This window comes from Roseateles sp. GW821-FHT02E12, from assembly GCF_059421665.1.
The window spans coordinates 1753948-1775963 of the sequence record NZ_JBWKVK010000001.1 but is presented as its reverse complement, the minus strand read 5'-3'; the positions used below and the strand labels follow the sequence as shown (position 1 = coordinate 1775963).

The window sequence follows — 22016 nt, the reverse complement described above, 5'->3', positions numbered from 1 at the left end:
CGCGTCAGCCGACGCGGCAGATCTTCAGCATGTTCGTGCCGCCCGGGTAGCCCATCGGCTCGCCGCAGGTGATGGCATAGGTGTCGCCGGGCATCAGCACACCGCGCTCGACGAGGATCTTTTCCGCCGCGGCCAGGGCCGTGTCACGGTCTTCGAACTTGGGCATCAAGAGCGGCAGCACGTTGCGGTACAGCGCCATCTTGCGTTGGCTGATCGGCTGCGTCGTCAGGCCGAAGATGGGCACCTGGATGCGGTGGCGGCTCATCCACAGCGCGGTGGAGCCGGACTCGGTCAGCGCCAGGATGGCCTTGCAGCCGAGGTGGTAGGCCGTGAACAGCGCACCCATGGCGATGGACTGGTCGATGCGGCCGAACTGGCGGCCGGCGAAGTCGGTGTCCAGGCTCACGAACTCGGCGCGCTCGGCCTCCAGCGCGATGTTGGCCATCTGCTCGACCGTCTCGACCGGGTACTTGCCGGCGGCCGTCTCGGCAGAGAGCATCACCGCGTCGGTGCCGTCCAGCACCGCGTTGGCCACGTCGCTGACCTCGGCACGCGTGGGCACCGGGTTGACGATCATGGACTCCATCATCTGCGTGGCCGTGATGGACACCTTGTCCAGCTCGCGGGCCATCTTGATCATGCGCTTTTGCAGCGCCGGCACGGCCGCGTTGCCCACCTCAACGGCCAGGTCGCCGCGCGCCACCATGATGCCGTCGCTGGCCTTCAGGATGGCTTCGAGGTGGGGGATGGCCTCGTAGCGCTCGATCTTGGCGATCATGGCCGGCTTGTGGCGATAGGGCTCGCCGGCCACGTTGGCCAGCTGGCGCGCCATCTCCATGTCGGTGGCGTTCTTGGGGAAGCTCACGGCCAGGTATTCGCACTGGAAGGACATCGCGGTCTTGATGTCCTCCATGTCCTTGCCGGTCAGCGCCGGCGCCGTCAGGCCGCCGCCCTGCTTGTTGATGCCCTTGTTGTTGGACAGCTCGCCGCCGAGCTTGACGATGGTGTGCACCTGCGCGCCGCGCACGGATTCGACGGTCAGCACCAGCAGGCCGTCGTTGAGCAGCAGCGTGTCGCCGGGCTTCACGTCGCGCGGCAGTTCCTTGTAGTCGAGGCTGGCGATGTCCTGGTTGCCGAGCTCGGTGCGATCGGCGTCGAGGATGAAGGGCGCGCCGGGGATCAGCTCGATCTTGCCGCCTTCGAACTTGCCGACGCGGATCTTGGGGCCCTGCAGGTCGGCCATGATGGCCACCGACTTGCCGACGCGGTCCGCCGCGGCGCGAACCATGGTTGCGCGATCAATGTGATCCTGCGCCTTGCCGTGCGAGAAGTTCAGCCGCACCACGTCGACACCGGCGCGGAGCATCTTCTCCAGCACCTCGGGTGTGTTGGAAGCGGGGCCGAGGGTGGCGACGATCTTGGTGGCGCGGGTCATGGCTGTCTCGATTCTTGGAAGGCGCGGAATTATGGTCCGCCAGACCGCGCGTGGGTTTCGTCGTGTTTCAGCCCAGCACCTTCTCGAAGAAGGCGCTCAAGGGGTCGGGTGCGTAGTCGCCGAAGGGCCCGCGCTCCACATAGCCGAGGCGCCGGTACAGGCCCATGGCCTCGGGCTGATGGATGCCTGTCTCCAGCCGCGCCAGCGTCACGCCGCGTGCCAGCAGGTCGCTCTCCAGCCGTGCCATCAACTGCTTGGCCGCACCGCGGCCGCGCGCGCTGTCGAGCACGAACAGGCGCTTGATCTCCCCATAGGCGGGCTCGCCAGCGGGCGCGTGATGCTTGACGCCGCCGCAGCCGGCCAGCGCGTCGCCAATCCACAGTCCCCAGAAATCGCCGTTGGGCGGGCGCAGGCCGTCGGCCGGTTCGAAGTGGTTGCTTTCGCTCGGATAGAGAGCGGTCATCAGCGCTTCGGACTGGGCGATCAAGGCCTGGGCATCGGGGTGGGCCGGGTCCAGCGGCGCGAGGCGGGTGGGCAGGTTTGACGTCATGTGGTTCGATACCAGTTACAGGGCAGGCACTGTCATCGCGAGCAGATATCGCGCGGGCTCGGTGCCGGGGTTGGCGAAAACACTGCGGCCAACGACACGAAAGCTGATCGAGTCGCCGGCGGTCAGCGTGAAGACCTGGCCCTGCAAAGTCAGGCTGACGCAGCCTTCGAGCAGGCAGAGGTGATGCTCCAGCCGCGCGACGGTCGGCTCCTCGTAGGCCAATTCGGCACCAGGGGCCAGGCGCGCCTCGATGACCTCGGTCGCGAAGCCGGCCAGCGGCGGGCAGCGCATCAGGCGCTCGAAGCCGCTCTGATGGTCGTGCCAGCGCGGCTGGTCGGCGGCACGCAGCAGGCGCACGGGCAGGGCCTCGGCGTCGGCCAGCAGGCGACTCAAAGGCAGGCCGTGCGCACGGGCCAGGCGCGACAGCAGCGTCGCCGTCGGGCTCGTCTCGGCGCGCTCCAGCCGGCTCAGCGTCGCGCGGCTCACACCGCTTTTCAACGCCAGTTCGTCCAGCGACCAGCCGGCCGCCGTGCGCAGCGCGGCCAAGCGCTCGGCCAGTTGACGCTCGAACTGCCCCTCGTCGTTCAATTCAGAGAATTCTTCTCTCATATGAGAATATGCTAGCCGATATGAAGGACCGCCAACTTGCTCCGCTGCTCGCCGCATTGGCCGTCGTGCTGACCTGGGGTGTCAATTTCCCGTTGTCCAAGGCCTTGTTCAACCAGGTGGGGCCAACGGGCTTTCTGGGGCTGCGCTACCTGCTGATGCCCTTTTGCGCCGTGGCCCTGCTGTGCTGGCGTTTCGGCACGCGCTGGCCACGGCTGGACCGCGGCGAGGTCTGGCCGCTGGTGCGCCTGACGCTGATCGGCCAGGGCCTGCACCTGCTGCTGTCGGCCTACGGCATGCAGGGCTCCACCGCCTTCAGCGCCAGCGTGCTGCTGGCCTGCGGGCCGGTGTTCACGCTGCTGATCCTGCGCTTCAGCGGCGTGGAGCGGCTCTCCAGCGGCCAGGTGGCCGGCGTGGCGATGGCCGCAACCGGCGCCCTGCTGTTCACGTCGGACAAACTGCTGGCCGCTGACTGGCAGGCCGGCCTGGGCGACCTGACGCTGCTGGCCGCCGCCGCCCTCTTCAGCTACTACACGGTGGCCAGCAAGCCCCTGATCCAGCATCACGGCGGCGTGACGGTGCTGGGCTACGGCAGCCTGATCTGCACGCTGCCGATGCTGCTGTGGTGCTCGCCGGCGCTGATGGCCCTGGACTGGCCGGCGCAGCCCGGATGGGTGTGGCCGGGCCTGGCCTGGCAGGTCATCGGCGGCGGCTTCCTGGGCTGGCTGGCCTGGGGCTGGGCCAACGAGAAGCGCGGCGTGGCCCGCACCGCGCCGCTGATCTACCTGATGCCGCTCGTGGCCGGCCTCATCGCCTGGCTGTGGGGCGGCGAGCAGTTCAGCGCACCCAAGCTGCTCGGCGCCGGCGTCATCCTCGCCGGCGTCGCGATGGCCCAGTTCAGCCCTTCACTGCCGTCGACAACTGGCGGGCTTCCCGCACGTCCGCAACCGCCAGAGCCGTCATGTTGACAATGCGGCGCACCGTCGCCGACGGCGTCAGGATGTGGACCGGCGCCGCAGCGCCCAGCAGGATGGGGCCGACCGTCACGCCGTGACTGGCGCTGATCTTCAGCACGTTGAAGAGGATGTTGGCGGCGTCCAGCGTCGGCAGCACCAGCAGGTTGGCGGCGCCCTTGAGCTTGCTGTCGGGCAGGAAGGCCTGGCGCACGCTCTCCGACAGGGCCGCGTCGCCATGCATCTCGCCGTCGCACTCGACCTCGGGGTGGGCCACCGCGAACAGCTCGTGGGCGCGGCGCATCTTCACCGCTGACGGGCGCGTGGATGAGCCGAACATCGAGTGGCTGACGAAGGCGAGCTTGGGCGGCAGGCCGAAGCGCTTGACCTCTTCGGCAGCCATGGCGGCGATGTCGGCCAGCTCTTCGGCACTCGGATCGTCGTTGACGAAGGTGTCGGTGATGAAGAGCGTCATCTGCTCCAGGATCAGCGCGTTCATCGCGGCGAACTGGCGCACACCTTCGCGCAAGCCGACGAGGTCGCGCACCTGCTCCAGGTGACGGTCGAAACGGCCCACCATGCCGCAGATCATTGCGTCGGCATCACCCAGCTCGATGGCCAATGCGCCGATGGCCGTGTTGGAGCGGCGCACCGCCGACTTGGCCATCTCCGGCGTGAAGCCGTTGCGCTTCATGCGGGCGTAGTAGGCCTCCCAGTACTGGCGGAAACGCGGGTCATCCTCGGGGTCGATGACGGCGACGTCTTCACCGAGCTTCAGGCGCAAGCCGGCGCGCTGGATACGCGCGGCCAGCACCTCGGGGCGGCCGATCAGCGTGGGCTTGCACAGGCCTTCATCCAGCGCCACCTGCACCGCGCGCAGCACGCGCTCGTCTTCGCCCTCGGCGTAGATGACACGTGCGCACTCGGCCTTGGCGGTGGCGAACACCGGGCGCATGAACATGCCGGTCTGGTAGACGAAACGCTCCAGCGACTGGCGGTAGGCGACGAGGTCCGTCACCGGCCGCGTCGCGACGCCATCCGCCGCCGCGGCTGCCGCCACAGCCGGTGCGATCCGCAGGATCAGGCGCGCATCGAAGGGCTTGGGAATCAGGTAGTCCGGCCCGAACGCCAGCTCCTGGCCGGCGTAGGCGGCGGCCACTTCATCCGACGTCTCAGCCTTGGCGAGCGCCGCGATCTCGCGCACGCAGGCCAGCTTCATGCCTTCGGTGATCTTGGTGGCACCGCAGTCCAGCGCGCCGCGGAAGATGTAGGGGAAGCACAGGACGTTGTTGACCTGGTTCGGGTAGTCGCTGCGGCCGGTGGCCACGATGCAGTCCGGCCGCACGGCCTTGGCCAGCTCGGGGCGGATCTCCGGCTCGGGGTTGGCCAGCGCCAGGATGATGGGCTGCGTGGCCATGGTCTTGACCATGTCGGCGGTCAGCACGCCGGCGGCCGAGCAGCCGAGGAAAACGTCGGCGCCATCGACCACATCGGCCAGCGTGCGTGCCTTGGTCAGCTGGCAGTAGCGCTGCTTGGATTCATCCAGCTTGCCCGCCTTCGCATCCTCGCGCTCGCTCTGGATGACGCCGCGCGAATCGCAGACGAACACGTTCTCGCGCTTCACGCCCAGACCCACCATGACGTCCAGGCAGGCGATGGCCGCCGCGCCCGCGCCGGACACCGCGACCTTGACCTTGGCGATGTCTTTGCCCACCAGCTCCAGGCCGTTCAGCAGTGCGGCCGACGAGATGATGGCCGTGCCGTGCTGGTCGTCGTGGAACACCGGAATGTTCATGCGCTTGGACAGCTCGCGCTCGATGTAGAAACACTCGGGCGCCTTGATGTCCTCGAGGTTGATGCCGCCCAGCGTCGGCTCCATCGCGGCAATGATGTCGATGAGCTTGTCGGGGTCGCGCTCGGCCAGCTCGATGTCGAACACATCGATGCCGGCGAACTTCTTGAACAGGCAGCCCTTGCCTTCCATGACCGGCTTGGCCGCCAGCGGGCCGATGTCGCCCAGGCCCAGCACCGCGGTGCCGTTGGTGATGACGCCCACCAGGTTGCCGCGCGAGGTGTAGTCGGCCGCGAGCGACGGGTCGCGCTCGATGTCCAGGCAGGGATAGGCCACGCCCGGCGAGTAGGCCAGCGACAGGTCGCGCTGGTTGGAGAGCGCCTTGGTCGGCGTGACGGAAATCTTGCCGCGCGTCGGCGCGCGGTGGTAGTCCAGGGCGGCGTCGCGCAGCGCGGCTTCGGCAGGCGACAAGGGAGCGTTGTTCTTTTCCATTGGGGCGTGTCTCCAGAGAGGAACCCCCAAGGTTACGCCGCGTTTCAGCCCCTGCCGATGCAGGTTTTTTGGCGATCTATGCCGAAGCCGATATCACCCGGTCGCGGCCTTCGTGCTTGGCGCGGTACATGGCCTGGTCGGCCTCGCGCAAGGCCGCGTCCAGATCGGACGGGCCGGCCGCCTGGGCCACGCCCCAGCTCGCGGTCACCTGCAGGCCGGCCGGCCATTCGGTGCGCGCGAACACCTGGCGCAGCCGCTCGGCCACGGCCACGGCCTCCTCGGCCGGCGTTTGCGGCATGACGACGACGAACTCCTCACCGCCCCAGCGCGCCAGCAGATCGTCTCGCGGCAGGTTGGCGCGCAGCGTGCGGGCCAGCAGCACCAGCACCTGGTCGCCCACCTCATGGCCATGGCCGTCGTTGATGCGTTTGAAGTGATCCAGGTCGATGAAGACGACCGACAGCGGAAAGCCCATCTCGCCCTGCAACTGCAGCAGCAGCTCCAGCGCACGGTTCAGGCCGTCGCGATTGGCCACGCGCGTCAGCGGATCGCGCAGCGCCATCTTCTCCAGCGCCTTCGAGCGCTTCATCGACAGACGCAGCCGGCCGTGCACCGTCCAGCTTTCCCAGGCCAGGTAGCCCAGCAGGCTGAACATCCACAGCCCGACGAGGCCCAGGCGGAAGGTCTCGGGTGCGACCCAGTTGCCGACCAGCTCGGCCCGGTCGAGCCGGATCACGTGCACGCCAGGCGCCGCCTGGCCGCCGGTGCTGATGCTGAAGACGCGGATGCGGTTCAACTGCGGCCCCATCAGCGGCACGGGCAGGGGATGGCTCTGCGCCCACCAGGAACTGACCATGAACTGCGACAGCCGCAGTTCCACCGGCAACGGCTGCGCGCCGGGCGCGAAAACCACCTCGTGCGGCTTGAGGTTGACGGCGTCGCCCTTGGCCGAATAGCTGGGGTCGAAATTGCGCAGGAAGACACGCACCTGCGCCGGGCTCTGGTCCAGCGTCGGGCCTTCCGCGCGCAGCCAGAGGCGGATGTGGCTGAAGGTGCTCAGGTCGAGGTCGCGGCCCAGCATCTCGATCTGCAGCTCGCAGAAAGGCCACTGGAAACCGGTGCGGATCTCGCATCGCATCGCGGTGGCGCCGTTCTTGTCGACCGAGACCTCGGCCTGGCTGAGCCCGCCACTGCCGCGGTCATCGACCACCTGCAGGCTCTGGCGCGGCGCCCGGCCATCCAGCGCCAGCCGGCGCGTCATCCAGTGCTCGTTGGCGTATAGGCCCAGCAGCGTCGCGACGACGAGCAGGGCGAGTAGCCAGCGCAAGACCATGCGGGCATTGTGGAGGCCGGTGGCGCCTGGCGGCGATGCGGGCCGCCGGCGTACGTGAAATCGGGCCGCGTCAGAACAACTGTGTCGACCCCTTGGCGGCCAGGGCCTGCGCCAGCTTGGGCGGCAGGCCCTCGGTCGTGTAGCGCGTCAGCACCAGCCGCAGCAGCCCCGGCGGTGCGACCCAGCTGAGCAACTCGTGGGCCACCTCGGCCAGCGCCTCCTCGTCGAGGTCCGTCGCCCGCTGCGGGTCGACACGCAGCAGCAGCACGGCGGCCTGGTAGCCCACGCCCTGCACGGTCTCAGCCTGGCCAAACAGCCAGGCCTCGCTCACGGCCGGGCATTCGCGCAAGGCGTCGGCCAGCGAGCGGCCATCGGCGGCTTCCAGTGGCGTCTCGCCGACCTGGCCCTGCTCGCGTGCAATCGCCAGCTCCTCAACCGCCGCCTCGCGACGGGCGCGCACCGCGCGCAGCCGGGCCTCGTTGCGGCGGCGCTGCTCGGCGTCGCCACCCAGCGCGTGCTCGACCAGCCAGCGGGTGGCCACGTCGCGCTCGGCCGTTTTGTGCGCGCGACAGGCCTCCAGCAGCGCCGCCGCCGCCGCGCGGCGACCGGCCTGCAGCTCGAAGCGTGCACGCAGCAGCAATGCCGGCGGCGTCTCGGCCGGTGTCTCGGCCAGCACCGGCGCGGGCTCGCCGAAGGCCAGCGCCAGCTGCAACAGGCGCTCCGGCGTCGCCCGTGGCCCGGGCGCCAGGCCTTGCAACAGCCGATGACCCATGCGCCATGCCAAGCGCGCGCCGGCGGCGTCGGCCTGCCCGCCCGACAGCTGCAGCCAACGCTCACCCAACCATTCGGCACCGGCGCTGCCGCTGGGCCAGGGCCAGTCCTGCGCGCCAACGCCCAGGGCGGCCATGCGCTGGCTCAGCGATGGATGCGTGCCGCCCTCCGTGGCGTCGACGACTGGGGCAGCGGAACCCAGCGCCAGCTCGCGCCAGGCAACCGCTTCGCGCAACAGGCCATCGGTTGGCACCTCCGCATGAACGCGCATCAGGCGGCGTACCACCGTGTCGCCGAGCTGCGCTCGCGCCGCCTGCAGGTGCTCCAGCAGGGCCAGCGCGCGTACCAGTTCGGCCGCGCTGCCTACCTGGGCCGCCAACGCGTCGGCCTCGAATTCGCAGCGCCGCATGTGGGCCAGGCTGAGGCGGTCGAACCAGGGCAGGAAGCGGTTTGCGAAGCCGGCCGCCGCACGCTCCCAGGCCGAGCTGTCGGCCGCAGGGCCATCGCCGTCCTCCAGCCGGCTCAAGGCCACCCAGGACTGGCGGGTGCGGTACAGCCAATGGCCGAGCCGGCCATGGCGGTGCGAGAAGTGGCCGAGCTCATGGGCGATGACGGCCTCGACGGCCGGCGCATCCAGGGCCGCCAGCAGCGGCCGGCCCAGCACCAGCACGCGCCGCACGGGGCGCAGCGACACGCCGCGGTTCAGCTCCAGGGCGCCGGCATTGAGCTCATCGTCGAGGGCGATGGCATGCACGCGCGGCGCCTGCAGTGCATCGGCCAGCGCATGGACGCGCTCGTAAAGCCGCGGCGCCTCGTCTGGCCGCAGCTCGTGCGGTGGCGAGGGCTGGCGCGGCTGCAGCACCCAGGCCAGCAGCAGGAAGGTGGCCAGCGCCAGACCCGCGATGAAGGCATTGCCCCACCAAAGCGCCGGCAGGCCCAGCATCAGCGCCAGGGGCAGCAGCCAGAAAAGTTGGTTCAGCGCCGCCGCGCCCAGCGCGACGGCGGCCAGCAGCGCTGGGGCCGTTGCGCTGCCGCGAGCCATCAAACGGCGGCGCGTTGGTGGGTTGGCATCAGCCTATCAGCCAGCTGCCCGCTGGCTGAGGATCTCAAACGCCGGCAGCGTCTTGCCCTCCAGCACTTCCAGGAAGGCGCCGCCGCCGGTGGAGATGTAGCCCACCTGCTTCTCGATGCCGTACTTGGCGATGGCGGCCAGCGTGTCGCCGCCGCCGGCGATGCTGAAGGCGCTGCTGTCGGCGATGGCGCGGGCCAGCGTCTCGGTGCCGTGGGCGAAGGCGTCGAACTCGAACACGCCGACCGGGCCGTTCCAGACGATGGTGCCGGCGGCCTTCAGCTGCTCGGCGAGCTTGGCCGCGGTCTTGGGGCCGATGTCGAGGATGAGGTCGTCGTCGGCCACGTCGGTAGCCGCCTTGACGGTGGCCGGCGCGTCGGCCGAGAAGGCCTTGGCGGTGACGACGTCTTCCGGGATGGGCACGGCAGCGCCGCGCGCGGCCATCGCGTCGATGACGGCCTTGGCCTGGCCGACGAGGTCGGCTTCGGCCAGCGACTTGCCGATCTTCAGGCCCGCGGCGAGCATGAAGGTGTTGGCGATGCCGCCGCCGACGATGAGGCCGTCAACCTTGGCTGAAAGCGCCTGCAGGATGGTCAGCTTGGTCGACACCTTGGAGCCGGCGACGATGGCCACCAGCGGGCGCTTGGGCGCGGCGAGGGCCTTCGTGACCGCGTCGATCTCGGCCGCCAGCAGCGGGCCGGCGCAGGCGATGGGCGCGAACTTGGCGATGCCGTAGGTGGTGGCCTCGGCGCGGTGGGCGGTGCCGAAGGCGTCGTGCACGAAGATGTCGCACAGCGCGGCCAGCTTCTTCGACAAGCCCTCGTCGCACTTCTTCTCGCCCTTGTTGACGCGGCAGTTCTCCAGCAGCACCAGCTCGCCGGGCTTCACGTCCACGCCGTCGACCCAGTTGGCCTTCAGCGGCACCGGGCGGCCCAGCAGCTCGGCCATGCGCTCGGCCACGGGTGCCAGCGAATCCTCGGGCTTGAACTCGCCTTCGGTCGGGCGGCCCAGGTGGGACGTGACCATGACGGCGGCGCCGGCGTCCAGCGCGGCCTTGATGGCCGGCAGCGACGCGCGGATGCGGGTGTCCTCGGTGATCTTGCCGTTGTCGTCCTGCGGCACGTTGAGGTCGGCGCGGATGAAGACGCGTTGGCCGGCCACCTTGCCGGCGGCGATCAGGTCGGAGAAGCGGATGACGTTCATGGTGGGCGGGCAGTGAGTAGAAAAACTGCCGCGATTCTCTCCGCCCCGCGTTCCGGCGTGGTTACCAGCCGAGGCCGAGCTTCAGCGGCAGCATGACGACCATGCCGCTGATGATGGTGCCGAGGATGTCGCGACGCCAGAAGAAGTAGGCGGTGGCGACCAGTGCGGCCGGCCAGCGCGCGTCCTGCCAGGTCGTGATGACCTGGCCTTGCGTCATGAAGATCTCGGGGGCGACGACGGCCACCAGCGCCGCCAGCGGCGCGACCTTGAGCAGCTCGCGCAGCCAGTCGGGAATGGGCAGCTGCTGGTCGCTGATCATGAAGAAGCCCCGCGTCACGGCGGTGATGGCGCCCAGGCCGAACAGCGCGATCCAGATCATCCACTCACTCATGTCGCGCCTTCCGGGTGTCCAGCCACCAGCCCACGGCCCCGGCCGCCACGATGGCGCACAGGATGTTGAGCTTCAGTGGCAGCGCGTAGGTCGCAATCGACACGGCGCCGGCCGTGATGGCCACCCACCACAGCACCTTCTCGGTCAGCAGCGAATAGGACAGGCCCAGCAGCGCCAGCACGCCGGCAAAGCCGATGCCCCAATGCGTCGGGATGCGGTCGGCCAGCAGGATGCCGGTGAAGGAGCACACCTGCCAGGTGGGCCAGTTCACGGCCACGCCACCCCAGAAGTAGCGCTGCTGGGGCGGCGCCGGCACGGGGTCGGGGTAGCGCTTGACGAAGTAGACGAAGTTCAGGTCGGCCGCGAAGTAGGTCGTCATCAGCCGGCGCCAGCGCGGCAGGTGGCCGAAGTAGTGGCGCCACTGCGCGCTGAAGATGACGAAGCGCAGGTTGACGCAGAAGGCCGTGGCCAACAGCACCCACAGCGGCGCGCCGGAGGCGATCAGCGGCAGGGCCGTCAACTGGGCGCTGCCGGCGAACACCAGCAGCGACATGCCCATGGCGAGCGGCAGGCTGAGCCCGCTCTTCACCATCGTGACGCCGGTCACCAGGCCCCAGGCGGCCAGCCCCAGGGAGGGCGAGGCCATGTCGCGCGCGCCGCTGCGGAAATCAGGATCGGCCGCGAGCGCGCGCAGCCTTGCTATCAAACTCATGCCGCCATTCTCGGCGGCACTTCAATCACTGGCCGATGCGACGGACTTTGCCGCTGCCGGCGATCGACGAACTGATCTCCGGCGAGCCGGCGTACTTCACGTCGCCGCTGCCGGCGATGGAGACACTGAGCTTCTTGGTTGCGTTGACCTGGGCGTCGCCGCTGCCGGCGATGCTGACCTTGACTTCCTCGGCCACCAGGTCGGCGGCCTTCACGTCGCCGCTGCCGGCGATGGAGACGGTGGCATTGCCGCAGCGGCCGGCCGCGACGATGTCGCCGCTGCCGCTGACCTTCATGCCCAGGCGCTCGGCGTCCAGGCCAGAGAAGCGGATGTCGCCCGAGCCGGCGATGGAGGCATCCACGCCACCGGTCTTCATCGCCTCGACCTTGACGGTGCCCGAGCCGGCCACGGAGACGGCGCGCAGGGCGGGCATCTCGATGACGAAGCTGGGGTTGGTCGAGCTGTGCACGTTGACGCCCTTCTTGGGCGAGATTTCCAGCGTGCGGCCCTTGCTGCCGTCGACGACGCGGGTTTCGATCAGGGGCAGCAGGTTGCGGTCGGCCTTGACCTCGACCTTGTTGCCCGAACCCTGACGGATGACGACATTGAAGCCGCCGGTCAGCGAGACGCCGTCGAAGGCGCCCGTGTCGCGGGCCTCGGTGGCGATGTCGCCATTGCCGTTGACGCGCTCGCTGCTGATGCTCCAGCTCCACGCCTGGGCGGAACCGCTGAAGACGGCGGCGGCAACGAGACCGAGGGCAAAGAGACGGCGGTTGGTGTTCATGGCGGGCTCCATCGGGGTTGTGATGGTTCCCATGGTGCCTGGCCGCCGCGGAGCCGGCCTGCGGCAGGCGACGATGCGCAGGATCGGGGGCGTGAAATGCAGTTGGGCGCGCCGGCCCGGCGCCCTTGTCAGTGGCCCTTGGCCTTCTCGGGCGCCTTTTCAGACGCTTTTTCGGCCGGCTTGGCCTCGGCCTCGTCGGCCGCCGGCTTGACCATGCCCGGGCGCGGTACGACGGGCGTCACGCCTTCGAGCTTGTTCTCGCGCATGTACTCGTCCATCTCGCGCCAGCCGGTGTAGACGGCTGCCTTCTGCGCCTTGGGGTTGAGCACATAGCAATCCTCGATGGCCCGCATGGCATGCCGGCAGGCACTGCCGATGGCCTTGCCCTCGGCCTCCTTGGCCGCGGCCAGCTTGGCGGGGTCGTCGATGCCCAACTGCTCGCAGGCCGACAGGGCTGCGAGCAGGGGCAGGGCAAGGAGAAGGCGCTTCATTGGCAAAAGTATCGGCTGTGCGGGCGCGAACTTGAGGTGGCGTTGAATCAGCGCCTGGCCATCGCCAGCAGGCGCGCGATGCGCTCCTCGGTGGCCGGGTGGGTGGAGAACAGGCCCCGCAGGCCGCCGCCGGACAGCGGATTCATGATCATCATCTGCGCCGTCTCGGGGTGGGCCTCGGCGGGCGCCAGAGGGATGCCCTGGGCGACCCGGTGGATCTTGTCCAGGGCCGACGCCAGCGCCGCCGGGTCACCGGAGATTTCGGCGCCGCCGCGATCGGCCTCGAATTCGCGGGCACGGCTGATGGCCATCTGGATCAGGCTGGCCGCCAGCGGCGCGAGGATGGCAACCGCGATGCCGGCAATCGGGTTGGTCGGCCGGCCGTTCTCGTCGCGGCCACCGAAGAAGGCGGCGAAGTTGGCCAGCATGGAGATCGCGCCGGCCATCGTCGCGCTGACGGTGCTGATGAGGATGTCGCGGTGGGCCACGTGGGCCAGCTCGTGGGCCATGACGCCACGCAGCTCGCGCTCGGACAGCACGCGCAGGATGCCGGTCGTCGCGGCCACGGCCGCATGCTCGGGGTTGCGGCCCGTGGCGAAGGCGTTGGGCGCGTCCTCGTCGATCAGATAGACACGCGGCATGGGCAGGCCGGCGTGCTGGGCCAGCTCGGCCACCATGCCGTAAAACTGCGGCGCCGAGCTCGCGTCCACCTCGCGGGCGTTGTACATCTTCAGCACCATGTCCGCGGAGAACCAGTAGCTGAAGAAGTTCATGCCCACGGCGACGACCAGCGCAATCAGCATGCCGGTCTGGCCGCCGATCCACGAACCGACGGCCATGAACAGCGCCGTGATGGCGGCCATCAAGACGGCGGTTTTCAGCAGGTTGAACATCGCGGCAATCCTCTCAAGTCAGGGCGTACCCCGCCTACATGGTGCCTGAAGGCGCACGTTCAAGCCGGGACGATCGGCCCGCTCAGGCGAGCCGGGGGTAGTCGTCGCAGCTCAGCAATTCGGGTGCCTGCGCCCCACCAGCGCGGCGCAGGGTTTGAACACGGGTGGCGGCAGGCAAGGGTTCGGCGAGAAATTCGACCTCATGGATCTCCAGCGGCGTCGCTGCGCAGAGGTCCACCCGCACGGCCGATGCGCCGAGCACGCAGCGCAGGCGGATCGACGCCGTGCCGGTGTTCTGGAAGCGCAGGTCCTTGTAGCCGTAGACGACCGTGGCATCGGCGCCGAGCGGCGCGAAGCGGGTGCTGTCGGTGTAGAGGTCGCGCGAGTGCGGGTGGCGCTCCAGGATGCACAGGCCGGCTTGCAGGGCCAGCAGGTAAACCATGCCGGAGAGCTGGCACAGGCCTCCGCCGACAGAGGTGCCCACGGCGGCGCCGGTGATGGTGCGGCCCTCGCGGTAGCCGGCGCTCGCGCTGGGGCGACCCACCGCATGCCAGAACGAGAACACCTCGCCGGGATGGATGACGAGGGCCTCCAGCCGGACGGCGGCGATGCCGAGGTTGTGCAGCTTGTTGTCGAGCAGCGCACCGGTGGCCGAGCCCAGGCCCTGGGTGACGCTCAGCCGCGGCACGTCGGCGGGCTGGCCCGGGGCAGCGTCGTGCGCGGCGAAGCGGCTGCGCAGGCCGCCACGCCAGTCTCGCCAGTGCCGTTGGGCAAGGCGCAGCTGCAGGCGCCAGGGGGCGGGGATCAGCTGCCTCATGGCTTGCGCAATTGCACGAGCAGATAGGAGGCCAGCGGCATGAGGCGGCTGCGGCACAGCAGGCTGTCGATCCAGCGCAACGGTGCGCGCAGGCGTGCCGGCAGGCGGTGCACCGGCAGCATCAGCACCGCGGCGCGGGCGGCGAGTTGCCAGCCCGGCCCCGCGGCCGCGCGGATCTCGTCAAAGCTGAGCGACGTCGCCCCATGCCAGCCGGCAGGCTGCTGGCGCAGCAGGCGCCTGCGGGTGGCGGACGGCACATCGAACACCAGCATGCCGCCCGGGCGCAGCACGCGCCGGCATTCGCTCAACACCTGCGCCTGCTTGGGCCGGCTCAGGTGCATGAAGAAGTGCAGTGAAAAGATCGCGTCCAGGCTGGCGTCCTCGAACGGCAGCGCCGTGGCCGAGCCTTGGATGACCGGCCGATCAGGCGCGTGGGCGCGGGCCTGGTTGAGCATCCCGGCGCTTGCATCGACGCCAACGCTGGCAAAGCCGAGCAGTCGGCCCGTGCCGCAGGCCAGATCGAGCACCTGCGCGCCGGGCGCGGCCGGCAACCAGCGCTGCAGGATGGCCCGCTCCTGGGCGTCGAGATAGCGGCCGTAGCTGTTGCCGAAACGGCTGGCGTCGTAGCCGGTGGCGATGCCGTCGTAGTAGGCGTGGAGGGCCTGTTCTTCGCTGTCGTTGCAAGTCAAAGGCTGCGGGGTCAAAGGGCCCTCGGGGGTAGACGAGACGCCGCGCAGCTTACTGGTGCGAGGCGTCCACGGCCCCGGAGACTTTCTTCCGCTGGCCGGTCAGCCGCCCGGCATCGAAAACCGCTGGCCGACACCGATCGGGTGCGCCAGCATCAGCGTGGCCGCGCCGACGCGCTTGCCGCCCGGGCGCTGCAGCTCCGTGAGCCGCAGGGCACCTGCACCGCAGGCCACCACCGGGCCTGCGCCATCCACCGCGACAACGCAGCCCGGCTCGCCTGCGCCCGGCGCCAGCTCGGCCCGCCAGACTTTGAGCGCCTCGTCGCCCAGCGTCGCGATGCCGCCCGGGAAGGGGTCGAAGGCGCGCAGGCGGCGCTCGATCTCCGCGGCGGGCCGGGTCCAATCGATGGCACTTTCGGCCTTGTCGATCTTGTGGGCGTAGGTGATGCCCTCGGCGGGCTGGGGCGTCGGCGGCAGGCTGGCGGCCTGCAGGGCCTCGACGATCAGGCGGCCGCCCATCTCAGCCAGCCGGTCATGCAGGACCGCGGTCGTGTCGTCAGCGCGGATGACCTCGCGGCCGATCAGCAGCATGTCGCCGGTGTCCAGGCCCGCGTCCATCTGCATGATGGTGATGCCGGTCTCGGCGTCGCCGGCCTCGATGGCGCGGTGGATGGGCGCCGCGCCACGCCAGCGCGGCAGCAGCGAGGCGTGGATGTTTAGGCAGCCACGGCGGGGCAGGTCCAGCACCCATTGCGGCAGGATCAATCCGTAGGCGGCGACGACCATCACGTCGGCATCCGCCGCCAGCAGTGCCTCGCGGGCCGCGGCCGCGTCGGCGGCGTACTTGCCGTCCAGCTTGAGGCCCTGCGGCTGGGCGACCGGGATGCCGGCGGCCAGGGCGCGCTGCTTTACCGCCGATGCCTGCAGCTTCATGCCCCGCCCCGCCGGGCGGTCCGGCTGGGTCAGCACCAGCGGGACGGTGAAGCCGGCGCGCAAAAGCGCGTCCAGCGCGACGGCGGCGAACTCGGGCGTGCCCGCAAAAACAACGCGCATCAGAACCTCTGGTTGCGCTTCTTCGCCTCGGCCTCGTCCTCGCGCGTCTTCTTGATCATCTTGGTCTTGATGCGGTCGCGCTTGAGCGGGCTCAGGTATTCGACGAACACCTTGCCCATCAGGTGGTCCATCTCGTGCTGCACGCAGACGGCCAGCAGGCCCTCGGCGTCGAACTCGTAGACCTCGCCGTCGCGATTGGTGGCGCGCACGGTGACCTGGGCGTGGCGGGGCACCTTGTCGTAGATCTGCGGCACCGAGAGGCAGCCCTCCTCGCCGTCGACCCAGCCATCGCTGACCTTGACCAGCTCCGGGTTGATCAGCACGCGCGGCGTGTCGCGGTCCTGCGAGGTGTCGATGACGATGACGCGTTCGTGCACGTCGACCTGGGTCGCCGCCAGGCCCACGCCATCGGCGGCATACATGGTCTCCAGCATGTCGTCGACGAGCCGGCGGATGCGCTCATCGACCGCAGCCACGGGCTTGGCGACGGTGTGCAGGCGCGGATCGGGATAGCGAAGGATGTCGAGTTGGGCCATGAGATGTGGGTCGGCGGCCACGCCTTGTGCTTTGTAAGCACTCGCAAGCGGGGGCCGGCCAGGTTGAATGCGGGCAGAATCGCCTGGATTTTCGCCGATCCGGCAATCCCCTCGGAGACCGCGCCCGATGCCCGCTGCACGACCCGCCCATCTTCCCGTCCTTGCGGCCTGCCTTGCCCTCGCAATGACGTCGGCCTGGGCCCAGACCAGCCAACTGCCCATCACGCCAGAGCAGCGCCGCGTGGCCGACCAGGTCGCCAGCGCCGGCGTGCCGCTTTCCGAGCTGGCACCCAATGCGCCGGACAGCCACACGGTCAAGGCCGGCGACACGCTGTGGGACATCTCCCAGCTCTTCCTGAAGAGCCCCTGGCGCTGGCCCGAACTCTGGGGCATGAACCGCGACCAGATCCGCAACCCCCACCTGATCTACCCCGGCCAAGTGCTGCTGCTCGTCAAGGTCGACGGCCGCGCGCGGCTGCAACTGGCACAGGGCATCAGCGGTGGAACGGCAGGCGACACCGTCAAGCTGCGTCCGCAGATGCGCATTGCGGCGCTGGACAGCGACCCCATTTCGGCCATCCCGCTGCACCTGATCCAGCCCTTCCTGACCGACGCCGTCGTCTTCGAGACCGACCAGCTGGCAACCGCGCCTCGCATCGTCGCCGCCCAGGAAGGCCATGTGCTGCTGGGCAGGGGTGACCTGGCCTACGCCCGCGGCGACTTCGCCAGCGCGACGGATTTCCGCATCTTCCGCACCGCACGCACGCTGCGCGATCCGACCACCAAGGAAGTCCTGGGTTACGAGGCGCCCTACGTCGGCACGGCGGAGCTGATCCGCCCCGGCGAGAACCGCGCGGTGGCCGACGGCAAGACCGAGATCGTGCCGGCGACCGTGCAGATCCAGCTGGCCAAGCAGGAAGTCGGCATCGGCGACCGCCTGGCCCCCACGCCGCCGCGCAACCTCGAACGCTACGTGCCGCACGCCCCGGACAAGGCCATGGCGGGTCAGATCGCGGCCATCTACGGTGAAGCACTGAACGCGGGCCAGAACCAGATCGTCGCGCTGAACCGCGGCAAGCGCGACGGCGTCGAGCGCGGCCATGTGCTGGCGCTGTGGCGCGACGGCGAAGTCGTCATGGACAAGACGCAGGAGAAGGCCCAGCCCATCAAGCTGCCGGACGAACGCCACGGCGTGCTCTTCGTCTTCGAGGTCTATGAGCGCGTGTCCTATGCCTTGATCATCTCGGTCAAGGAACCGGTCAGGCCGGGCGACCGCTTCACCCAGCCCTGAAGGTCGACGCCGATGCTCTCGTCAGCCGAGCTGGCCGCCTGGCTGCGGCTGACCGAGTGCGTGGGCCCTGGTGCCGCACGGCGCCTGCTGGCCATGGCGGGCAGCCCGCAAGCCGTCTTTGAACTGCCCGCTGCTGCGCTGGACCAAGCCCTGCCGGGCAAGCAGCGCGAAGCCTTCAGCCGGCCGCCCGAGCACCTGGACGAGCTGATTGCCAACGCCAAGACCTGGTTGGCCGAGCCCGGCCATGGCCTGCTCGTGCTCGGCGATGCCGACTACCCGCCGCGCCTGCTGGCCACCGCCGACCCGCCGCTGCTGCTGTGGCTGCAGGGCCGGCGCGAGCTGCTGTCGGCCCCGTCCATCGCCATCGTCGGCAGCCGCAGCCCGACGGCCCAGGGCGGCGACAACGCCCGCGCCTTCGCCCGGGCGCTGGCCCGCGCCGGGTATGCCGTCGTTTCCGGCCTGGCACTGGGCGTGGACGCCGCAGCCCATGAAGGCGCGCTGGACGCCGGCGGCGCCACCATCGCCGTCGTCGGCACCGGGCTGGACCAGGTCTACCCTCGGCGCAACGCCGGCCTTGCGGCCCGGCTGCTGGCCGGCGGCGGCCTGATCGTCAGCGAATACGCACTGGGCATGCCGGTGCTGCCCGCCAATTTCCCCAAGCGCAACCGCATCATTGCTGGGTTGAGCCAGGGTTGCCTGGTGGTCGAGGCGGCCGTGCAGTCGGGCTCGCTGATCACCGCCCGGATGGCCGTCGAGGCCGGGCGCGAGGTGTTTGCCATTCCCGGCTCCATCCACTCGCCACAGGCTCGCGGCTGCCATGTGCTGATCCGCCAGGGCGCCAAGCTCGTCGAAACGGCCGAGGACGTGTTGGAGGAGCTGCCCCCTCTGGGTGATGCGCCTGCGGCGCCCGAAGCGGCCGGAGAAACCCCGCATGAGCAGCAGGCCCTGCTCGACGTGATGGGCTTCGACCCCGTCAGCCTGGATGCCCTGATGGCCCGCAGCGGCTGGCCGGCGGCCGAGCTGAGCGCGGCCCTGCTGGAGCTGGAACTCGACGGCCATGTCGCGCGGCTGGCAGGCCAGATTTTCCAGCGCCGCAGGCTGGGATAACGAGCTTAACCGCGGATATCAGAGCCCGATCCGAGGGGTTATTCGCGTCCGGTGGCCGCCAGACCCTGGGCTATCATCCCCTCACAATGTTCGATGTCCTGGTTTATCTCTACGAGACCTATTGGCGCCCGGACGCCTGCCCCGACCATGTGCAGCTTGCCCGCAAGCTGACGGCGGTGGGCTTCGAAAACGACGAGATCCAGGAGGCGCTGTCCTGGCTCGACGGTCTGGCCGTGGCTGGCGAGTCCTACCAGGGCGAGCAGAGCGCGGACGCGATGCGGGTGTATTCGCCCGCCGAGATCGAACACCTGGGCGAAGCCTCCGTCGGCTTCGTCAGCTTCCTGGAATCCGCTGGCGTGCTGCCCGGGCCGATGCGCGAGATGGTCATCGACCGCGCCATGGCCATTCCCGGCGCCCCCATGGACCTGGAAGACCTGAAGATCATCGTGCTGATGGTGTTCTGGAGCCTGGGCGAGGAGCCCGATGCGCTGATCCTGGACGAACTTTTCGTCGCGCCGGAAGACCGGTTGATTCACTGACCCATCGGTCCTAAAAGAAAAACGGCGCCTGAGGCGCCGTTTTCACTTGAGCAGCTGCTCCGGATCGGCATCCAGCTTGGCCAGCGCCTTGCGCGTGGCCTGCACGGTCAGGGCCTCGTCCTGGGCCGGCAGCAGCAGGCCAGCCTGCAGGAAGGCGGCCATGCGGTTCAGCGAGAACAGCACGCCACGGCCCTTGGGCGTGACGAACAGCGCCAGCTGCTTGCGCAGGCCGCGCCAGGCCAGCTGCACCTGCTCGTTGCGGCCGCGGTAGTCCAGCATGAACCAGCCGCCCACCTGCAGCTCGCGCGCCCAGGCGACCATGGCCGGCGTCGGCGCTGAACCGCCTTCGGCCACGACCTCCATGCCCTCGGACTCGTGGCCGGACAGGTCGCGCACCAGCATCTCGTCGACATGGCTGTCGCCACCCTCTATGTCCTCGGGCAGCATGGCTTCCAGCGTTTCGAGCTGGTCCATCAGTTCGTCCAGGCGCTCGCGCGGGATGGCCGCCGTCTTGGCCGTGAAGGCCGCAGCCAGCGCGTTGTTCAGCAAGCGCACGTGGTCATCCTGCTTGTCGGCGGCCAGGCCGGCATGGCTCATGCCGTCGCGCAGCGTCTTGAGCAGCGGCGGCAGGCGGCGGATGACGTCGGCACGTTCCTCACGCGAGGCCTTGGAGCTGGCCGACCAGATCAGGTCAGCAGCGGCGCGCTTCATGGCCTTGGTCACGTCGGACTGGGCACCCACGCGCACCGCCGTGACGGCCAGCACGTCCGCCCAGACGTGAAAGAGGAAGTCGCGCACACCGTCCTGCACCGGCACCTCGGACAGCATCTTGCGCAGCTCGATGGTGTACTGGATGGCCAGCGTCTCGCGCTGCTCGACCTGCTGCGCCAGCGAGACGCCCCGCTTGGAGGCCTGGTTCTCGTTCTCGAAGTAGTGGTCGAGGAATTTCTCGAACTCGGTCAGCACGGTCGAAAAGACTCGCCGGCCGGTATCCGGATAGGCCTCGACGACCTGCACGACACGCTTGATCTCGCGCTCCAGCGCATCGCTGCTGGCGCGCTCGGCACCGGGGCCGCTGTTGTGGGCCGTGTTGAAACCCATCACGCAGGCGCCCATGCGGTCGATGAGGCGGCGCGCCGGGTGGTCGGCGGCGGCGAAGAAGTCGGGCTCGCTGACGGCCACGCGCAGCACCGGCATCTGCAGGCGCGCGAACCAGACGCGCACCGTGGCCGGGATGCGCTCCTCGGTCAGGATGCTCTGGAACATCATCGCGACGATCTCGATAGTCGCGCGCTCGGCCGGGTTGTTGGCCGCCTGCTTCAGGACCTGCTTGAAGGCCTGGTTGCGCGCGCCAATCTCCTCCAGCGCCCGCGGTGCGCTCGCGCCTGGGCCGCTGCCGCTGGTCTCGGCGCTGCCGCCCGGGCGGCGCTGCAAAGACTCCTGGGCATGCTTGATGGCCCCCATCAAGCGTGGTGAAGCGGCGATCTGGGGAGCGTCAGCCAGCGAGGGCTTGGCGCCACCCGCCGCAGGCGCCTCGGCCGCCACTTGACCAGCACCGCCGGACTGACCCGGCGTTAAATCAGCCAGGCTGGGCTTGCCGCCGCCCGGGCGGGCAGGCACCTGGCTCTTGGTGACCGGAAAGCCCGGCACATGGCGGGCCAGCACGCGCTGCAGCTGGGCCATCACCTCGTCGGCCTGGCTGCTGGGCCTGCTGCGTACTGGCGCGGTGCCGGCTGCGGAGCCCGCGGCCATGGGCACGGGGCCGGAGCTGACAGGCGGCTGCGCCGGTGCTGGCGGCACGCCGCTGGCGGCGGCTGTCGCCGCCACCGCGGCCTGGGCGGTACGGCGGATGAAGGGCCGCAGGTCGACCTCGGGCAGCACCTTCTGGGCGATCAACCAGCGGTTGGTCTCGTGATAAGCCTCGCTGATGAGCTGGGCGAACTCCTCGTGCAGCTCGTGGTGCAGCAGCTGCCAGACGGTGGCGTCAAGGCTGACACGGCCCCAGGCATCGAGCGCGATGCGGGCGATGACGTGGGCACGCAGCAGGTCCAGCGGCGCCAGGTCCTCATGAGCTTCAAGCGCCTGCATGCGGGTGCGCAGGTCGGTGAATTCCCAGGTGGCCCGGTCCATCATGACCAAGGCCAGGCGGGAGCTGGTGATCTCGCGCTCGATGGTCGAGTCGTCCACCAGACTCATCTTGACCGACTGGGCCGGAACCGTCGCCTCGTGCTCGCGGGCGTTGTCGGAGACCCCGTGCATGGCCGCATGGCGCAGTGCCGCGACGACGGCCATCTGCCAGTTGGGGCCGGACTTCTGCCAGGCCTGCACCGCGTCGCGCCGCGCCATCATGACCGCATGCGGCGCGCCCTGAACCAGCAGGTTGCCGGCCCCCTGGCCCACCGCGGCAACCAAGGGCGTCATACCCCGCACCAGGGCTTCGAGGTAGACGCGCCGTGCCTGCGTGGCCAGGGCCTGGTTGCGGGCAGCGGTCATGGAGCGTGGGGGGCGACTC

At 69.6% G+C, this 22016-nt stretch carries 21 protein-coding genes; 4 read left to right on the top strand and 17 right to left on the bottom strand.

The features are described 5' to 3' along the window. Positions 1 to 4 precede the first annotated feature (4 nt). The 3 genes from pyk to AC07V5_RS08490 form a co-directional block, all read right to left on the bottom strand. Positions 5 to 1435 carry a pyruvate kinase gene (gene pyk / locus AC07V5_RS08500; RefSeq protein ID WP_495115207.1) on the bottom strand — a complete coding sequence of 477 codons (1431 nt, stop codon included), beginning with the start codon at positions 1433 to 1435 and terminating at the stop codon, positions 5 to 7. A gap of 67 nt (positions 1436 to 1502) precedes the next feature. Continuing rightward, entirely contained in the window at positions 1503 to 1985 is a 483-nt protein-coding gene (locus AC07V5_RS08495) for a GNAT family N-acetyltransferase (RefSeq protein ID WP_495115206.1), read from the bottom strand. Positions 1986 to 2000: 15 nt separating this feature from the next. After that, positions 2001 to 2594 (bottom strand): helix-turn-helix domain-containing protein, encoded by a 594-nt coding sequence (locus AC07V5_RS08490; RefSeq protein WP_495115205.1) that lies wholly within the window; start codon positions 2592 to 2594, stop codon positions 2001 to 2003. A gap of 20 nt (positions 2595 to 2614) precedes the next feature. Here AC07V5_RS08490 and AC07V5_RS08485 point away from each other — a divergent pair, with 20 nt between their 5' ends. Continuing rightward, positions 2615 to 3559, top strand: coding sequence for a DMT family transporter (locus AC07V5_RS08485; protein ID WP_495115204.1), 945 nt, complete (start codon positions 2615 to 2617; stop codon positions 3557 to 3559). On the opposite strand, the gene AC07V5_RS08480 is transcribed toward AC07V5_RS08485, so the two are convergent. From AC07V5_RS08480 to def, 13 genes are all read right to left on the bottom strand, one after another. Beyond that, positions 3489 to 5828 (bottom strand): NADP-dependent malic enzyme, encoded by a 2340-nt coding sequence (locus AC07V5_RS08480; protein ID WP_495115203.1) that lies wholly within the window; start codon positions 5826 to 5828, stop codon positions 3489 to 3491. The genes AC07V5_RS08485 and AC07V5_RS08480 overlap by 71 nt on opposite strands. 76 nt (positions 5829 to 5904) lie before the next feature. Continuing rightward, positions 5905 to 7161, bottom strand: coding sequence for a GGDEF domain-containing protein (locus tag AC07V5_RS08475; RefSeq protein WP_495115202.1), 1257 nt, complete (start codon positions 7159 to 7161; stop codon positions 5905 to 5907). 70 nt (positions 7162 to 7231) lie between these two features. Further along, a complete protein-coding gene (locus tag AC07V5_RS08470) occupies positions 7232 to 8974 on the bottom strand; it encodes a M48 family metalloprotease (RefSeq protein ID WP_495115201.1) in 1743 nt (580 codons plus the stop codon). 36 nt (positions 8975 to 9010) lie between these two features. Next, the gene (locus tag AC07V5_RS08465; protein ID WP_495115200.1) at positions 9011 to 10204 is read right to left on the bottom strand and encodes a phosphoglycerate kinase; all 1194 of its coding nucleotides are present in this window, start codon (positions 10202 to 10204) and stop codon (positions 9011 to 9013) included. Between the two features lie 61 nt (positions 10205 to 10265). Further along, positions 10266 to 10595 carry an AzlD domain-containing protein gene (locus AC07V5_RS08460; protein WP_495115199.1) on the bottom strand — a complete coding sequence of 110 codons (330 nt, stop codon included), beginning with the start codon at positions 10593 to 10595 and terminating at the stop codon, positions 10266 to 10268. Continuing rightward, entirely contained in the window at positions 10588 to 11307 is a 720-nt protein-coding gene (locus AC07V5_RS08455) for an AzlC family ABC transporter permease (protein ID WP_495115198.1), read from the bottom strand. Before AC07V5_RS08455 ends, AC07V5_RS08460 begins: the two co-directional genes overlap by 8 nt. Before the next feature lie 25 nt (positions 11308 to 11332). Continuing rightward, the gene (locus AC07V5_RS08450) at positions 11333 to 12091 is read right to left on the bottom strand and encodes a head GIN domain-containing protein (protein ID WP_495115197.1); all 759 of its coding nucleotides are present in this window, start codon (positions 12089 to 12091) and stop codon (positions 11333 to 11335) included. A gap of 128 nt (positions 12092 to 12219) precedes the next feature. Next, positions 12220 to 12582, bottom strand: a complete 363-nt coding sequence (locus tag AC07V5_RS08445; RefSeq protein ID WP_495115196.1) for a hypothetical protein — start codon at positions 12580 to 12582, stop codon at positions 12220 to 12222. A gap of 47 nt (positions 12583 to 12629) precedes the next feature. Continuing rightward, on the bottom strand, positions 12630 to 13475 hold the full coding sequence (gene htpX / locus AC07V5_RS08440; RefSeq protein ID WP_495115195.1) for a zinc metalloprotease HtpX: 846 nt from the start codon (positions 13473 to 13475) through the stop codon (positions 12630 to 12632). An 82-nt stretch (positions 13476 to 13557) separates the two neighbouring features. Next, positions 13558 to 14292 carry a VanW family protein gene (locus AC07V5_RS08435; protein WP_495115194.1) on the bottom strand — a complete coding sequence of 245 codons (735 nt, stop codon included), beginning with the start codon at positions 14290 to 14292 and terminating at the stop codon, positions 13558 to 13560. Next, complete coding sequence (locus tag AC07V5_RS08430) at positions 14289 to 14981, bottom strand: class I SAM-dependent methyltransferase (protein WP_495115193.1); 693 nt, start codon at positions 14979 to 14981, stop codon at positions 14289 to 14291. Before AC07V5_RS08430 ends, AC07V5_RS08435 begins: the two co-directional genes overlap by 4 nt. A 99-nt stretch (positions 14982 to 15080) precedes the next feature. Next, complete coding sequence (fmt, locus tag AC07V5_RS08425) at positions 15081 to 16031, bottom strand: methionyl-tRNA formyltransferase (protein WP_495115192.1); 951 nt, start codon at positions 16029 to 16031, stop codon at positions 15081 to 15083. Then, positions 16031 to 16567 (bottom strand): peptide deformylase, encoded by a 537-nt coding sequence (def, locus tag AC07V5_RS08420; protein WP_495115191.1) that lies wholly within the window; start codon positions 16565 to 16567, stop codon positions 16031 to 16033. The genes fmt and def overlap by 1 nt, the downstream gene beginning before the upstream one ends. A 127-nt stretch (positions 16568 to 16694) precedes the next feature. On the opposite strand from def, the gene AC07V5_RS08415 reads away from it, so the two are divergent. From AC07V5_RS08415 to AC07V5_RS08405, 3 genes are all read left to right on the top strand, one after another. After that, complete coding sequence (locus tag AC07V5_RS08415; RefSeq protein ID WP_495115190.1) at positions 16695 to 17858, top strand: LysM peptidoglycan-binding domain-containing protein; 1164 nt, start codon at positions 16695 to 16697, stop codon at positions 17856 to 17858. Positions 17859 to 17870: 12 nt separating this feature from the next. Next, positions 17871 to 18965 (top strand): DNA-processing protein DprA, encoded by a 1095-nt coding sequence (dprA, locus tag AC07V5_RS08410; RefSeq protein ID WP_495115189.1) that lies wholly within the window; start codon positions 17871 to 17873, stop codon positions 18963 to 18965. Positions 18966 to 19051: 86 nt separating this feature from the next. Then, positions 19052 to 19504, top strand: coding sequence for a Smg family protein (locus AC07V5_RS08405; RefSeq protein ID WP_495115188.1), 453 nt, complete (start codon positions 19052 to 19054; stop codon positions 19502 to 19504). 42 nt (positions 19505 to 19546) lie between these two features. Here the strand turns inward: AC07V5_RS08405 and AC07V5_RS08400 are convergent, their stop codons facing one another. Further along, positions 19547 to 21997 (bottom strand): DUF1631 family protein, encoded by a 2451-nt coding sequence (locus AC07V5_RS08400; RefSeq protein WP_495115187.1) that lies wholly within the window; start codon positions 21995 to 21997, stop codon positions 19547 to 19549. Positions 21998 to 22016: the final 19 nt, after the last annotated feature.